This is a genomic window from Streptomyces sp. NBC_01298 (assembly GCF_035978755.1).
Classification (GTDB): domain Bacteria; phylum Actinomycetota; class Actinomycetes; order Streptomycetales; family Streptomycetaceae; genus Streptomyces.
Window position 1 is genome coordinate 8415922 of the sequence record NZ_CP108414.1, and the last position, 14814, is coordinate 8430735.

The 14814-nt window shown below is 73.5% G+C and carries 17 protein-coding genes; 5 read left to right on the forward strand and 12 right to left on the reverse strand.

Going from position 1 to position 14814, the window contains the following annotated elements; genetic code table 11:
* Positions 1–29: 29 nt before the first annotated feature.
* Positions 30–1811 (reverse strand): enoyl-CoA hydratase-related protein, encoded by a 1782-nt coding sequence (locus OG730_RS38465; RefSeq protein WP_327308635.1) that lies wholly within the window; start codon positions 1809–1811, stop codon positions 30–32.
* A 1108-nt stretch (positions 1812–2919) separates the two neighbouring features.
* On the opposite strand from OG730_RS38465, the gene OG730_RS38470 reads away from it, so the two are divergent.
* The 3 genes from OG730_RS38470 to OG730_RS38480 all read left to right on the forward strand — a co-directional run bounded on the left by OG730_RS38470 (position 2920) and on the right by OG730_RS38480 (position 6736).
* Entirely contained in the window at positions 2920–3162 is a 243-nt protein-coding gene (locus OG730_RS38470; RefSeq protein ID WP_327308636.1) for a hypothetical protein, read from the forward strand.
* 51 nt (positions 3163–3213) lie between these two features.
* Complete coding sequence (locus tag OG730_RS38475; RefSeq protein WP_327308637.1) at positions 3214–5730, forward strand: SpoIIE family protein phosphatase; 2517 nt, start codon at positions 3214–3216, stop codon at positions 5728–5730.
* Positions 5731–5839: 109 nt separating this feature from the next.
* Positions 5840–6736: a SigB/SigF/SigG family RNA polymerase sigma factor gene (locus OG730_RS38480; RefSeq protein WP_327308638.1), complete on the forward strand. Its 897-nt coding sequence runs from the start codon at positions 5840–5842 to the stop codon at positions 6734–6736.
* Positions 6737–6831: 95 nt separating this feature from the next.
* Here the strand turns inward: OG730_RS38480 and OG730_RS38485 are convergent, their stop codons facing one another.
* The 7 genes from OG730_RS38485 to OG730_RS38515 form a co-directional block, all read right to left on the reverse strand.
* Entirely contained in the window at positions 6832–7368 is a 537-nt protein-coding gene (locus OG730_RS38485; protein ID WP_327308639.1) for an ATP-binding protein, read from the reverse strand.
* A gap of 13 nt (positions 7369–7381) precedes the next feature.
* Entirely contained in the window at positions 7382–7747 is a 366-nt protein-coding gene (locus tag OG730_RS38490; protein WP_327308640.1) for an STAS domain-containing protein, read from the reverse strand.
* A gap of 62 nt (positions 7748–7809) precedes the next feature.
* Positions 7810–8109 (reverse strand): STAS domain-containing protein, encoded by a 300-nt coding sequence (locus OG730_RS38495; RefSeq protein WP_327308641.1) that lies wholly within the window; start codon positions 8107–8109, stop codon positions 7810–7812.
* A gap of 65 nt (positions 8110–8174) precedes the next feature.
* Positions 8175–8354, reverse strand: a complete 180-nt coding sequence (locus OG730_RS38500) for a CsbD family protein (protein WP_266875263.1) — start codon at positions 8352–8354, stop codon at positions 8175–8177.
* A gap of 142 nt (positions 8355–8496) precedes the next feature.
* Entirely contained in the window at positions 8497–8823 is a 327-nt protein-coding gene (locus OG730_RS38505) for a DUF3040 domain-containing protein (RefSeq protein WP_327308642.1), read from the reverse strand.
* Positions 8824–8867: 44 nt separating this feature from the next.
* Positions 8868–9104, reverse strand: a complete 237-nt coding sequence (locus OG730_RS38510; protein WP_327308643.1) for a DUF6213 family protein — start codon at positions 9102–9104, stop codon at positions 8868–8870.
* An 85-nt stretch (positions 9105–9189) separates the two neighbouring features.
* On the reverse strand, positions 9190–9345 hold the full coding sequence (locus OG730_RS38515; RefSeq protein WP_266875260.1) for a DUF6131 family protein: 156 nt from the start codon (positions 9343–9345) through the stop codon (positions 9190–9192).
* A gap of 413 nt (positions 9346–9758) precedes the next feature.
* Between OG730_RS38515 and OG730_RS38520 the strand changes: the two genes are divergently transcribed.
* Positions 9759–11078 carry an MFS transporter gene (locus OG730_RS38520; protein ID WP_327308644.1) on the forward strand — a complete coding sequence of 440 codons (1320 nt, stop codon included), beginning with the start codon at positions 9759–9761 and terminating at the stop codon, positions 11076–11078.
* A 49-nt stretch (positions 11079–11127) separates the two neighbouring features.
* On the opposite strand, the gene OG730_RS38525 is transcribed toward OG730_RS38520, so the two are convergent.
* The 3 genes from OG730_RS38525 to OG730_RS38535 all read right to left on the reverse strand — a co-directional run bounded on the left by OG730_RS38525 (position 11128) and on the right by OG730_RS38535 (position 13100).
* Positions 11128–11544 (reverse strand): GNAT family N-acetyltransferase, encoded by a 417-nt coding sequence (locus tag OG730_RS38525; protein ID WP_327308645.1) that lies wholly within the window; start codon positions 11542–11544, stop codon positions 11128–11130.
* Positions 11531–12862 carry an adenylosuccinate lyase gene (gene purB / locus OG730_RS38530; RefSeq protein ID WP_327308646.1) on the reverse strand — a complete coding sequence of 444 codons (1332 nt, stop codon included), beginning with the start codon at positions 12860–12862 and terminating at the stop codon, positions 11531–11533. Before purB ends, OG730_RS38525 begins: the two co-directional genes overlap by 14 nt.
* 112 nt (positions 12863–12974) lie before the next feature.
* The gene (locus tag OG730_RS38535; protein ID WP_327308647.1) at positions 12975–13100 is read right to left on the reverse strand and encodes a hypothetical protein; all 126 of its coding nucleotides are present in this window, start codon (positions 13098–13100) and stop codon (positions 12975–12977) included.
* Between the two features lie 2 nt (positions 13101–13102).
* On the opposite strand from OG730_RS38535, the gene OG730_RS38540 reads away from it, so the two are divergent.
* A complete protein-coding gene (locus OG730_RS38540; RefSeq protein WP_327308648.1) occupies positions 13103–13360 on the forward strand; it encodes a sugar phosphate isomerase family in 258 nt (85 codons plus the stop codon).
* Here the strand turns inward: OG730_RS38540 and OG730_RS38545 are convergent.
* Complete coding sequence (locus OG730_RS38545) at positions 13347–14654, reverse strand: putative Ig domain-containing protein (protein WP_327308649.1); 1308 nt, start codon at positions 14652–14654, stop codon at positions 13347–13349. The genes OG730_RS38540 and OG730_RS38545 overlap by 14 nt on opposite strands.
* Between the last annotated feature and the right edge of the window lie 160 nt (positions 14655–14814).

Genomic DNA, 14814 nt, shown 5'->3' on the forward strand with positions numbered 1-14814 from the left:
CGAGGGGCGCGACGGCCCCACCTTTCTTGCTAGCACCGACCGGGGTCGGGTGCCTCGTCGAATACACCCGGTCCGGTGACGGCGACCGGTCGCGCGGGCCGCGGCGTGCCGTGCAGGGCCGGTACGGCGCGCGCGAGGTGCGGCGGCGTCGCGTCCGGGCGCACCTTGCCCACGAAGGCCCGGCGCAGCGCGTGGTACGGGGCCTGCGGGTCGAAGAAGGTCTGCCGCATCCGCTCCAGCTCGGCCGCCCGGTAGGAGGCCAGCGGGCGCCGGGCCTCGTCCAGCTCGCGGCGCGCCTTCTTGGTGGCGATCCTCGAGGTGGTGGCGGCGTGTCCGGAGAGCCGCGCGGCGAGCGCCGCGGCCCGGGCCGGGAACTCCCCGGGCGGGCAGTCGAGCGTCCGGTCGACCAGGCCCAGCCGCCGGGCCGCCGCGGTGCTGAGCGGCAGGGCTGCCGCGGCGAGGCGCTCCGCGGCGGCCCGGCCGGTCCGGCGCGGCAGGGTGTACGTCCAGAACTCCGATCCGTACAGGCCCATCAGCCGGTAGTGCGGGCCCAGGACCACACCGGAACGGCACCACACCTCGTCGGCGGCGAGGGCGAGCACCGCTCCGCCGGCGGCCGCGTTGCCGCCCAGCGCGGAGATCACGAGCCGGTCGGTGGTGGTCAGGACGGCCTCCACCAGGTCGTCCATGGCGTTGATGTTGGCCCAGGACTCCTCGGCGGGATCGGCGGCGGCCTCGATGACGCCCAGGTGGATCCCGTTGGAGAAGAAGTCCCGTCCGCCGCCGAGCACGAGCACCGAGGTCGGCCGGGCGCAGGCCGTGCGGTAGGCGTCGAGCAGGCGCCGGCAGTGGGCGGTGCTCATCGCACCGCCCGGGAAGGAGAACGACAGGAACCCGGCCCCGCCCTCCTCGTGGTAACCGATGTCGGACCAGGTACGGGGCCCCGGGCCCGGGCCTGCTTCCGCCGGGGCGGGCAGCTCGGGCAGCCCGGGCAGCAGGTCCCCGAGCGCCAGGGTGGCGGGGAGCTTGGGGGCGGACGGCTGTCCCGGGGCGCGGTGGGCCCGCAGCTCCGGGATCCACACGGCTCCGTCGGCGGTGGCCCGGCAGACCGCCCCCGCCCGGGTCGCCAGCAGTTCGCCGGGGCGGCCGCGCAGCCGGTCCTCCGGGTGGCCGCCGTGCAGGTACCAGACGCCGCCGAGCAACTCGTCCCGTACGCCGGGCCGGGAGTCCGCGGCGCGCAGGGTGCGCAGCACCCGCTCGGTACCGTCCCGCGGCCAGTCGATCCGGCGGTGCTCCTGGCGCAGCAGCGGGCGGGCCAGGCCTCCGGTCTGCGGTTCGGGGACGTACGTCCCGGAGGCGAAGCGGTCCACGGCGAGCAGGACGGCCTCCAGGGCGGCGTCGGCGACCTCGCCCCGGTACCAGGCGCTCTTGGACTCGTCCGGGTCCGGACCGGGACACTCCACCGTGGCCCACACGTCGCCGGCGTCCATCTCCGCATTGGCCTGCAGGACGGTGACGCCCCACCGCGGTACCCCGTCCAGCAGGGCCCGGTCGAGCGAGGAGGGCCCCCGGTCCCCGACCGGACCGGGATGCACGATCAGGCAGGTGTGGGCGGACCAGACCTCTTCCGGCACGGCCGAGGTCAGCATCGGCGCGACGATCAGGTCGGGGCGGTGGCGGCCGACGGACGCCGCCAGGTCGGCCGCGGGGAGCGCCAGCTCCACGGCGACGCTGTGGCCGTGGTCGCGCAGTTCGGCGTGGACCCGCTGGGTGAGACTGTTGAAGGCGCTCGCGACGAGGAGGACGTGCACGGGGACTCCCTGCGACGGACCCGTGCCGCGGCAGGGGGATGCCCGGTCGGATCGGCGGTGCGGGGCCGGCGCGTGACCGGCCGCCAGAGATGTTTCGCCACCCCCGGCGACGGGCGTGCGCACCCCGCTGGCCGTGTCACCCGTACGCGCAGCCGCACAGGGCCGCTCGGCGGCAGGGGAGGAGGGCCGCGGTGGCTCCGGCCCCGGTTCCTGGTACCGCCGCGGCCCGGAGCGGCGCCGGCTCGGGGCCGCGGTTCAGGTCAGCGGCCCGGGTCGCCGCCCGCTCGGAGGCTCCCGCCCGGCGTCCGGCGCCCAACGTCCGCCGCGATGTGTCTACGGCCCGGCGACGCGGGTAGGCGCGCTACGTCGCGCCTGCCGCCGTGAGGCGGCGACCCGCGCGCCGCGGGCACCCGGACGGTGCCCGGCCGGACGGACCCGAGGGTCGGGCCGCCGGCCTCCGGACGAACGATCGGACGCACCGTGAGCAATCCGAAGAGCCGCACGCCCACCCGCCCCGGGTCGGCCCCGGGAGGGGCGGCGTCCATGGGGACGCCGCCCAACGACCCGGTGCCGCCCAACCCGACCCCTGCCCCGGGCCCCGGCCCCGGGCCGCAGCCCGGGCCGCTGCCGGGTCCCGTACCGGCCCCCGGGCCGGATCCCGTACCTCCGGCGCCTCCGCAGCCCCAGCCCGACCCGCCGCCGGTACCGCGGCCCGACCCGCATCCTCGCCCGGGCCCCCTCCCGGGACCGGTGCCGGCACCTGAGCCCGTGACCTGAGCCCGTGACCTGAGCCCGTGACCTGAGCCCGTGACCTGAGACCGGCCCCCGGGAAGTCCGTGCCGCTCCAGGGGGTGGGAGAGACGGACCAGCCTGGTTCCGTCGGTTTGAGCCTCCGGTGACCCGCCGCCCCGCAGGGCGCGGCGGGTCACGGCATGCGCGTCCCGCGCCGTCGCTGCTTCGAACGCCTCGACGACGGAGTGCGACCCCCGTCGCAGCCATGAGGCCGAGGCCGCACCCCGCAACGGGCGCCTACCCAGGCGGCCGCGGGCAACGCCCGGTTTGCGCGGCTCGGCGCGGGGCAGCCGCCCGTCGACCGAGGAGGACCGCCATGGACGAGCAGGGTGGAGCCGGAGGAGTGCCGCTGGAGGGCGGGGGCGAGCGGGAGCGTCGTCGCAAGGCGCACTCCGACCGTCGTGACGACACGGAGCGCGCCGGCCGCCGCGACGAGGGGACCACGCCCGCGGCCGACACCGACGAGGCCAGCCGGCTGGACCGTCCGCAGCGACCCGGGAAGCCGGGCAGGAAGCCGAGCCGGAAGGGCACGCGGTGGGTGGGCCCGCGCGATGAGTGACGCCGGGGTCGCACCCGGGCGGGTGGGAGGCGCGCGTGGGATGCTCAAGGGGTGAAGGGCGATGCCACACCCGTGGGTGAGGGCGCCGCACCCGAGGTGGTGGCGCTCGCCAGGGTCGTGGCCAGACTCCGGTCGGAAGTCGTCGACCTGGAGGGCGTCGCCGCGACCACGGCCGTCGTCGAGCGGGCCAAGGGCGTACTCATGGCCCAGACGGGGGTTGCCGCCGACGCGGCGTACGCGTTGCTCCTCGAACGGGCCGGCCGGAGCCGCCGTACCGTCCTGGAGGAGTGCTGGATCACGCTCGGGCAGGTCCACGAGCGGCGCCGGCCGCAGGGGACCGCCCGGATCTCACTGCCCACGGCCCCTTCCACCGCACGTTCCACGGCCACGGCCGTTTCCGCGGCCACGGGCCCGGAGGCCGAGCCGGTTGCCTCGGCCTTCAGCCGTCGCCGCTACCTCACCGGTCACCACGACCGGGCCGGCGAGCTGAACGGCCTGCTGGCGCGGGTCGCCGACGGCCTGGCCGCCGCTCGCGGCGGCGACGACATCGCTGGGCTGCTGGTGAGAGTGCTCGGCGCGGCCACCGACGTGGACGCGGTGATGATCTACACCGTGGCCGCCGCCGGGAGCCTGGACCTGACCGGAAGCGCCGGAATCGACGAGGAGCTGGCCGAGCAGTGGCGCCACATACCCCCGCTGAGCGGGGTCGCCGCCCTCGAAGCGATCGCCGCCCGCCGCGCCCTCTGGCTGGAGGACGTCGAACAGGACGCCCGGCGTTACCTGCTGATCGGAGACCCGCCGGAGCGGTGGCCGTCGCGCGCCTGGGTCCCCGTGCCCGGCGAGGGACCTCCCCGGGCGGCCATCGGCTTCCTGCGCACCCGGCCGGGCCCCTTCGCCGCCGACACCCGTGCGTTGCTGCGCCAGGCGACCCGGCTGTGCGCCGGGCCCCTGGGGGCGCCGGGACCTCGTGACCCGCAGGGCGCGGCAGCGGCCGTAGGGGACTACGCGGAGGCCGTCCAGCTCATCATGGACACGCTGGCCGGCTCCGCGACCCTGCTCACCCCCCTGCGCTCGGCGACGGGTGAGGTGGAGGACTACCGCATCGACGCGGCGGCGCCCGAGTCCGTGGACGTGGCCGGCCGGCGCGGCAAGGAGCTCGTGGGCCGCCGCATCCTGGAGACGTACCCCACCGTGGCGGGCACCGCCCTCTGGGAGGGGTACCTCAGGACGCTCACCACCGGAACCAGGTACGAGGGGGAACCCTTCACCTACGAGGAAGTGGTCGCGGGCGTCCCCCGGCAGTCGGTCTACTCGGTCCGGGCGTCGCGGCTCGCGGACCACCTGGTCGTGTCGTGGATCTGCCACGACACCAGCCAGCGCGAGACCCGCCGGCTGGCCGACATGCAGCGCCTCGGAAACTTGGGCTGGGCGGGCTGGAACCTGGTCACCGACACCGTCACCTGGTCGGAACAGGTCTATGCGATCTTCGACCGCGATCCGGCCCGGGGGCCGATGCCGCTGGAGGAACTCCCGGGCCACGTCGTCGCCGAGGACCTCCCGCAGCTGGGCGCGGCCGTCGAGCGGCTGCTGAGCGAGGGGCAGGCCGTCGACCAGCCGTTCCGGATCACCACCCGGCGCGGAGTGCGCCACCTGCGGATCGTCGCCGAGGCCCAGACGGACGCCGACGGCACACCCGTCGAGGTGCACGGCTTCTTCCAGGACCTGACCACGCAGCACACCATCGAGGTCGCGCTGCACGACAGCGAGCGGGCCGTCCTGCTCCAGCGGGGCATGCTCCATGCCGAACGCGCGCTCGCCGCGCGCCTCCAGGACACCCTGCTGCCGATCCCCGAGCAGTCGCTGGAACTGGCCGGTCTGTGCGTCGACGTGGCCTACGTCCCCGCCGACAGCGGGATCAACGTGGGCGGGGACTGGTACAGCGCCATCGAACTCCCCGACGAGAGCGCCCTGTTCGTCGTCGGGGACGTGGCCGGCCACGGGCTGGCCGCCGTCGGGACCATGGCCCAGCTCCGGTTCACGACCAAGGGCATGACCGTCACCGGATCTCCCCTGCCCGACGTCCTGCGCCGGCTCAACACCCTGCTGCTGCACACCGGTTCGGACCCGTCGGGCAGTGCCACCGCCACCATGGTCATGGCCCGCTACCGGCCCTGGGACGGGCGGCTGATCTGGGTGCGGGCGGGCCACCTGCCGCCCCTGCTGATCCGCGGCGACCGGGCGGAGTTCCTGGAACAGCCCCGGGGCGCCCTGCTCGGCGCGACCTTCGAAGCCTCCTACGAGCAGGCCTCCATCGACCTGCTGCCCGGCGACCACCTGCTCCTCTACACCGACGGGCTCGTGGAGGAACCGGGCGAGGACATCGAGAGCGGCCTCGGCCGCCTCGCGGAGACGGCGGTGCGGCTCCTCCGTGAGGGCCGCGGTGAAACCCTCGCGCGCACGCTCGTCACGCTGTGTACGGCCCAGCGTGACGACATCTGCGTCCTGCACATCCACGTCCCGGACGCGGAGGCACCGGAAGCGGAGGCATCGGAAGCGGATGTTCCGTAAAAAGAGGGTCAGCCTTCCCCCGTGCGGGTATATGTCCTCCTGAAGACCACGACGGTTCCCGCCGCCCGCTCAGGGCGGCCGGTGCCCACCAATCCGTCGGAGGAACCTCATGGCACCCGTTTCCAGCGAGACCACGGATCTGCTCCCCACCGACCCCCGCAGCGAGACGCCCGATGTTCCCGCGGACCCGCTCTCCGTCAGCACCGGCGAGGCGCGGACCCTGTCGGTCGCGCTCTTTCGACGGCTGAAGGAGCTGAGCGAAGGGACGCCGGAGTACTCGTACGTGCGCAATACCCTCGTCGAGCTCAACCTCAGCCTGGTGAAGTACGCGGCACGCCGCTTCCGCAACCGGTCCGAGCCGCTGGAGGACATCGTCCAGGTCGGCACGGTGGGCCTGATCAAGGCCATCAACCGGTACGACGTCGAGCGCGGGGTCGAGTTCACCACGTTCGCCATTCCCACCATCACCGGCGAGATGAAGCGGTTCTTCCGTGACACCAGCTGGTCCGTGAAGGTCCCGCGGCGCCTCCAGGAACTCCGCCTCGACATCGCCAAGACGCACGACGTGCTCGAACAGCGGCTGGGGCGGCACCCCACCGACCTGGAGCTGGCAGAGCGGCTCGGCATCACCACGGAGGAACTGGACGAGGGCCGCCGGGCGGCCAACGGCTACGTGGCGGGGTCCCTGGACGCTCCGGCGGGGACCGAGTCGGAGGCCGGTCCCCGGGGGCTGCCGCTGGGCGAGGAGGAGGCGGCGTACGACCGCATCGAATGCCTGGAGACGCTGAAGCCGCTGCTCGCCACGCTCAGTGACCGCGACCGGCTGATCCTCTCGCTGCGTTTCGGTCAGGAGCTGAACCAGTCCGAGATCGGCGACCGGCTCGGCCTCTCTCAGATGCACGTCTCACGACTGCTGAGCCGCATCATGGCCAGACTGCGGACGGGGATGCTGGAGGACGACCCCGAGAACGTGGCCGCGGGCGCGGGCCCGGCGGAATCGGGCTGACCCGGCCGACCGCACTCCTTGGACCGCACTCCTTGGACCGCACCCCTTGGACCGCACCCCTTCGACCGCACTTCGTTCGACCGGCCGCGGCGGGCTCACGCCGGGCGGGGAGACCTGCCCGGCGTCCGGGAGGGGGCCGCGCCGTTCTCCCGTAGGGCCGGTGGAGTGGCGACCTCCACCCAAACGCACTTGCCGCCGTCGAGCGGATCCGCCCCCCACGCGCTGGCCAGCCGCGTCACAATGAGCAGCCCGTGGCCGCCGGGCCGGGCCGGATCGGCCGGGAGCCGGTGGACGGGGACGACCGGACTGGGGTCCGTGACCTCGATGCGCAGCCGCTCCGCGGTGTAGCGCAGGAGCAGTGACTCAGGCCCGCCCGCGTGCATGCAGGCATTGGCCACCACTTCGGACACGAGCAGCAGCACGTCGTCCGCGGCCTCGGCCGTCTCGTTCGCGCCGGTGGCGTGCCCGTATGCGAGAACGCCGCCGCCGCTGTTGCCGCCGCTGTCGGCTGACGGCAGCCACTGCCACTCGGTCAGGGCCCGGCGGGTGAAGTCGCGGCACAGGCCGACGACGTCCGCGGTGCCGTGCAACAGCAGACGCCGGGTCCACTCCGATGACCGGCGTGCGCTCATCCGTGTTCCTCCGCTACGTGTGCCGCTGGCTCGCCAGAGCGGCCTCCACATCGGGGTGCTGCGGAAAGAGCCCGTCGGCGCCGGTGACGTGGAACATGCGTGCGACCGGCCTGTGCAGGCCGATCAGTTCGAGGCTGCCGCCCGTTTCCCGGGACGCGAGCCGGCTGTGCAACAAGACGTTGAGTCCCGTGGAATCGCAGAACGCCAGTCGGCTGAGATCGATCAGCAGGCGTCGCCCACCGCCCGCCCGGGCGGCTTCGAGAGCCGCGCGCAAGGGCTCCGCGGTGTCGTGGTCGAGCTCTCCGGCCAGGGTCAGGACGGTGGCACCGCCGAGGGGTCGCACGTCGACCGCGAAGCGGTCGTCGTCCGCCGAGGGCATCGCGTACCCCTTTCCCCCGGAGGTTCGGGTCTCGACAACGGGTATGTCCCGCGCCTACCCCGTCACGGGTCGCCAAACCCGGGCGGGGCGGTGTCGATGGGGAAGAGGGGGAGGGAGCCGGTGATCTCCAGCAGCCGCAGCATCTGGGCGTTCGGCGCCGCCAGGCGCAGCGTGCGGCCCGACTCCACGGCCTGCAGGCGGGCCCGGAGCAGCAGGTTCAGCCCGGCGGAATCGCAGAAGGTGAGTTCACTGAGGTCGACGACGATGTCGGTGGGACCGCCCGCGCGGGTGACCGCTTCGAGCAGTTGGGCGCGCACCTCGTCGACCCGACTGATGTCCATCTCGCCCGACACGCGCACCACGGCCGCCTCCGTGGAAGAGGGAGGCGGCCCGGCTGGATCGTGCTCACCGTGCCCGTGGGGCATCCTCAGCGCTGTCCCTTGGCCTTCTTCATCTTGTTCGCGGCGTCCGAGGCCATTTCCTCGGCCTTGCCGGCCATCCGCTCGGTGCTTCCCTCCGCCTGCATGCGCTTGTCGTCCATCGTGTCGCCGAGGGTCTCCTTGAGCTTCCCCTTGGCCTGCTTCGCCTTCGCCTTCGCCTTGCTCATGACGTGCTTTTCCTTCCTGAGGGGGTACTGCTGCCACCATGCGGCAGCGGACGGCGGCCTGCAATCCGTGGCGAATCGTCCGCTTTCCGGCTGCCTGGAGTGGTGGGGGCGGGAAGGGCGCCTCTCGGGCGGGCGGCGCCGCTCACATGCCGATGTCGTGCGTGCGGCACCAGCCGATGGCGAGCCGGATGAGCCGGATGAGGGTGAGCACCCAAACGACGGCGAAGGCCCAGATCAGCGGTGGTGAGGAGGTGGCGACCGCGGAGCCGAGCAGGATCGCGCAGGCGGCGCCGAGGAGCCAGGTGCACAGGACGGACCGGCGGCGGCCCCGGTTTCCGGTGGAGGTCCAGGGCCTGATGCCGCGGCGCAGCGTACGGAGTCTGCGGTCCAGGAGCCGGTCGGCGCACAGGTCCTGCTCCATGTCCTTGAGGATCGTCAGTTCCTGACGAGAGAGCTCGGGGCCGTCCATCGCGAAGCCCCTCTCCTGCCCGGTCCTTGGCCGCTGCCGCCGTCCTACGGATGTGGTGCGGCCGAAGCGAACCCGATGCATTCCACGTCGATCTGATCGGCGAGCTCGGTCAGTACGCCCGCCAAGTCCCGGACGGTCCGCTCGTCTCCGCGCATCTCGCCGGTGTGCTCCGATTCCAGCCAGTCGGCCGAGAGCCGGCGCAGGAGGTCGGTGACGTGATCGGCGGGGATCAGCAGGACGCCGTCATCCGCGGGGATCAGCGGTATGGATATCTGGATCATGGAACCGTCTCCAGGGGAACGTCCGCGCGTGTCCCCGCGCGCCGGGCGCGTCCGTGCGTGGCGGGCGCGCCCGGGCGGGTCCGCGCTACCAATAGTGCCGCCGCCCTCCGACGGCGTGCCCGACGGATCCGAGCACCCACAGGACGACCCCGATGACGACGAGGATGATCCCCAGCGTCCACAGGATCGAAATGCCGAGGAGCCAGCCGACGATCAACAGGACTATGCCAAGCGCGATCATGATGTTCTCCCATCTCGCATCTAGCAGGCTGCTTCTGCCCCGATCCGGTGCCGGAATGCGGTGGGAGGCGGACCAGTCCGGTGGAGAGGGCTCGGGCCTCGGCGGCGGTGGGCCCCGGGGCCGCCGCGTGGCCATAAGTATCTTGACGTCAAGATTGATCTAGGGCAGGCTTCCGCTGGTATCTCGATGTCGAGATACTTTCGCGGGGGTACGGAGGCCATGGGATGCGGCGGCGCGGTGCGGGGATCCGGAGAGTTCCGCAGGGGTGGCAGGGGTGGCAGGGGTGGCAGGGGTGGCAGGGACGGCAGGGACGGCAGGGGTGGCAGAGGCGGTCGGGGCCGCCGCGGAAGCCCCGACGGCCGGGCCTGGTGGCCCAGTTGCGGCGGCCTCCGGGGGGCCGGGACGCCCGGATCATGCTGCTCGCCCTGCTCCTCGACCGCGCCGGCACGGGCGTGTGGGCCGCCTCCTCCGTCCTCTACTTCACCTTCGTCCTCGGCCTGGACGCCGGCCGGATCGGCCTCCTGCTGGGCGCCGCGGCCGTGGCGGGCATCTGCGGATCGCCCCTGGCGGGGCACCTGGCCGGCCGGTTCCCGGTGCGCTCCCTGCTGATCGGCTGTCACCTGCTGCGCCTGGGCACCCTCGGCGCCCTGCTCGTGGCCACCCGCTTCGAGGTGCTCCTGACCCTGGTCGCCGTCACCTGTCTCGGGGACCGGGCGGCCAAGGCGCTCGAGATGCTGTTCGCCACGCGGGTGGCGGGTGAACGGCGCGGTACCTACCAGGCGCTGGCGCGCAGTTCGGCGAACGCCGGCTACGCGGTGGGCGCGGGCATCGCCGCGGCCGGCCTCGCGGTCGGGACCCCGGAGGCCTACCGGGCGCTGATCCTGGCCAACGCCCTGTCGTTCCTCGCGGCGGCCCTGCTGGTCTGGCGCACCAGGGAACCCCGGGCCGAGGGGCGGGTGGCCGCGGGCGCGGTCGACGCGGTCAACGCGGGAGGGGAGGCCGGGAGGGGGGAGGCCGGGACCGGTCCGGCCGGTGATGGCGCGCCCGGCCGGACGCGGGCCCCGAGCCCGTGGCGGGACCGCGGCTACCTGCGCTTCGTCCTGCTCGACATCGCGATGAACCTCGACGACTCGGTCCTGGCCGTCGGCCTGCCGCTGTGGCTGGTGGCCCACACCGACGCGCCGCACGCCCTGGTCCCGGCCTTCCTCGTCATCAACACCGTGCTGGTCGTCGTACTCCAACTCCGCGTCTCGGCGCGGTACGAGGGACCCCGTCAGGCCGCGGCGGCGCTCTCCGTGTACGGGCTGGCCATGTTCGCCTGCTGCGTCCTGCTGGCCCTGAGCGCCGGGACCGGGGCGCTGGCCGCGTCGGTGGTGCTGCTCGCCGCGGCGGGGCTGGTCACGGGCGCGGAACTGCTGCGGTCGGTGAGTTCCTGGGAACTGGCGGTCTCGCTCGCCCCCGAGCGGGCGCGGGCCTCGTACCTGGGAGTGGCGGGCATGGCCATGTCCGTCCAGAAGTCGGCCGGTCCACTGCTCCTGACCGGCGTGGTGATGACGGCCGGGCCGGCGGGCTGGCTGGCCCTCGGCGCGGGGATCGCGGTCCTGTCGGTGGTCCAGCGGCGCTCCGCGGTCCGCCGCCTGGACTCCGGGTTCGCGCCGCCCGCGCCGACCGCGCACAAGATCATCGCGCCCGCACCCGTCCCGCCCGCGGCGGACGCCGCTCCCGCGGGCTGAAACCGCGTACTCCGGCGCGGGCGGGCACCGGGGTGCGCGGGCGTACGGCTCAGGCCTGGACGGCCGGGCCGTCCATCGTCCAGGCGGAGTTGTGCGCGGTGAACCCGACGTGCGGGTAGTAGTCCACGGCCGCCGGGGCCGCGAGCAGGATCAGCTTGGCCTGCGGCGCGGCCTCCCGGGTCGCGCGGATGAGGTCCTTGCCCACGCCCTTGCCCTGGTACGCGGAGTCCACGGCGAGGTCGCTGAGGTAGGTGGAGTACGCGCCGTCGGTGATCGAGCGGGAGATCCCGATGAGCCGGCCGTCCCCGTCGCGGGCGACGATGACCAGGTTGGCGCCGGCGAGCATCCGGGTGAAGCGCTGGGTGTCCTCCACGGGGCGGCGTTCGGCGAGGGTGGACGCCCGGTACAGGGCGGCCGCCTCCTCCACGTCGAGGGCGCCGCCGATGACCTGTTCACACTTCCACATGCTGGTGCTGCTCCTTGCCGGGACGTTCGCTGAGTCGGTCGCTGAGTTCTTCGAGTCGGGACTTGAGGTGGTCCCGGTTGGCCAGGAACCGCCGGGGGTCGAGGAGGCCGGCGGGGACGGCGACCCCGCGGGCGGCCAGGGCGTCGGTCAGTGGAATCCCTGTACGCCGGGTTTCGTCGGCGGCCGCCTGGACGAGCCGGTACGCGTGCTCGCGTTCCGCGCCGTCGGCGACCAGGCCGAGGAACACCCCGGAGGAGTGGACGAGGCCGTGGGTCGCGTCGATGTTGGCGGCCATCCGCTCCGGAAAGACCTCCAGGCCCCGGATGACGGCCGCGGCCGAGACCAGCTGGTAGTGCGCGATCGTCAGGCTGTCCGGCAGGACGATCCGCTCCACCGAGGAGTGCGCCAAGTCCCTTTCGTGCCACAGGGCGACGTTCTCGTACGCGGCGCCCGCGTTGGCCCGCAGGACCCGGGCGAGGCCGCACAGACGCTCGCTTGTCGTCGGATTGCGCTTGTGCGGCATGGCGCTGGAGCCCTGGTAGGCGCTGGTGCGGGGCTCGTCGACCTCGCGCACCTCCGTGCGCTGGAGCATCCGCATCTCCAGCGCGAACTGCTCCACGACGGCGCCGGTCAGGGCGAGGGTGGACAGCAGCTGGGCGTGCCGGTCGCGGGCGACGACATGCGTCGGGATCGGTTCGAAGCCCAGCCCCAGCTCCCCGCACACGTACTCCTCCAACCGGGGCGAGATGTGGGAGTAGGTGCCGACGGGGCCCGAGACGGTACCCACCGCCACCGCCGTACGGGCATCCGCCAGCCGGGTCAGACAGCGGCTCATGGCCTGGGCGTGGACGGCCGGTTTCTGCCCGAAGGCGGTCGGCTCGGCGTGGATCCCGTGCGTCCGCGCGATGCACACGGTGTCCCAGTGCTCCAGGGCCCGGTCCGCCAGGATCCGGGTGAAGGAGCGGGCCGCCTCCAGGACGAGGTCCAGGGAGCGGGCGAGCAGGTACCCCTGAGCGGTGTCGACGAGGTCGTAACTGGTCATGCCGTGGTGGACCCAGCGCGCCGAGCCGGGCGGCATCGTCTCCGTGTAGGCGGCCAGGAACGCGAGGACCTCGTGGTCCCGCTCCGCCTCCAGCTCCCGGATCCGCTCGACGGCGGGCACCGGAGCCCGCCGGATGTCGGTCAGCGCCTCGTCCGGCACGACTCCGAGCCCGGCCTGCGCCGTGCTGGCGAGCACCTCGACCCGGACCCAGGTCTCGTACGTGGACTCGGCGGTCCACAACGCCGCCATCTCCGGCAGCGCGTAACGCTGGATCAAGGCGCACCTCTCCCGTCGCGCCAGGGCATGCCGAGCCGTCGGCCCGCTTCCTGGTCCCTGCTTCCCGCACTCCGTACGGTAATAGATGAGATGCTGTTTTGGCTATTACCTGTCACCGCGTCGAGGCTCCGGCGAGCGGGAGGAGGTGGCGCTCCAGGACCGCCGCCACGCCGTCCTCGTCGTTGCCGGTGGTGATCTCGTCGGCGACCGCCTTGACCCGACGAGAAGGAAGAACCACCCGTGAAGATCGTGATCGCACAGGACCACGCCGACCTCAGCCGCACGGCCGCCGACGTCGTGCTCGGGGAGATGCTGCACGACCGGCGCGTCAACATGGCCCTCACCGCCGGAGCGAGCCCCGCGGGCACGTACGAGATCGTCACCGACAGCCTGCGCCGGAACCCCGGGAGGCCGCGTCGAGGCTGGGCTGAACGCGGCGGGGTGCGGATCCCGGACGGTCCGGGATCCGTCCGCCCCCGGTCGTTTAGAACCAGGTGAGGGCGAGGGGGAAGGTGGTGGTGGCGGTGGTCGGGGTGGCGTCGGTGGCGGTGGCGGTGATCTGGAGGGTTCCGGTGGCCCAGGGTTTGCCGGTGATGCGGCCGGTGGTGGCGTCGAGGGTGAGGCCCCAGGGGAGTGCGGTGGCGGTGTAGCGGACGGGGGGTTTGCCACCTGTGGTGGTGAGCTGGATGGTGCAGTTCTGGTTGAACTTGCAGGCTTGCGGGCCGGGGTTGAGCAGCTTCAGGTCACCGGGGGTCGGCGTCGAGGTGGGCGTCGGCGTGGGCGTCGGCGTGGGAGTGGGAGTCGGGGTCGGCGTGGGCGTCGGCGTGGGGGTGGGCGTGGGTGTCGGTGTGCCGCCGCAGTTCGGAGTGGCTTCCGGGGGGAGCGGGACCCGCCAGATCTGGGTGTCGTTCTCCGAGCCGACGAGCAGGGTGGTGCAGTCGAGGTACGTCACCGTCTCGCCCTGGGACTGCGCGGGCAGGGCCACGTCCGCGAGTTTGGCGCCCGAGGTGTCGTACACCGAGGCGGTGTTGGCCCCCAGGGGGCCGCCGCTGCGCAGGGTGTACGAGGCCCCCGAGGGGGAGAACGCGCCGTCGGTGGCGAAGACCGGGCCTGGCCGGACGGCGGTCAGGGTGCCCAGTTGCCCGGGTACCGGCGGCAGGGGGGCCTGGTACAACTGGCCGGCCGCTCCGGCGAGTTTGCTCGCGATGTGGATCCGGCCGGTGACCGGGTCGGCCAGCAGGGACTCGGCGTCGTGCTTCCCGTCGGCGTAGGCGAAGCGGTAGGTCACCGGCGTCACCGAGGCGTTGGTGAGCAGGTCGGGTTCGGGGAAGGAGTGCACGGTGATCTCGGCGCGGCTGCCGAAGTTGTCCCCGATGTCGCCGACCAGGATCGCGGGACGGCCCGCGGAGTCCTTGCCGAGGGCCAGCCCCTCCCAGTCGGTGTTGCCGACCCCGGAGACCGTGTACGTGGCCTTGAGCAGGCCGGTGGCTCCGGTGCAGTCGATGGCGAACACCTGGTTGGTGTTCCCGCTGTCGTTGACGGCGTAGAAGACGCCGGTGTGTTTTCGGCTCATGGCGAGCCCGCTGATCTCGGTCATGCCTCCGGGGAGGGTGCACTGACGCTCGGGAGCGGCGGCGCCGCCGGCCAGGGGTGCGGACGCGGGCGGCGCGGTGGCCGCGTCGGCGGTCCCGGCGGCGGGGCCTGTCAGCCAGGCAGCGGCGGGCAGGGCCGCGGCGAGGACCGCGGTGGCGAGGGCGGCGGCGCGCGGGGGCGTGAGGTGTAGTCGGAACATGCCCACCATGTGAGGGGGAGCCGGTTCACGGCGCCAGGGTCAACCGGCCTCCGTTCGAGCATCGTTCAATGCCGGGAGGGCATGTCCCGGCCGCCGAGGGGCTCTCTCCGTTCGGCCCGTCCGGAACCCGCGCCGCGTGCGGCCCCCGCGGCCCCCGCGG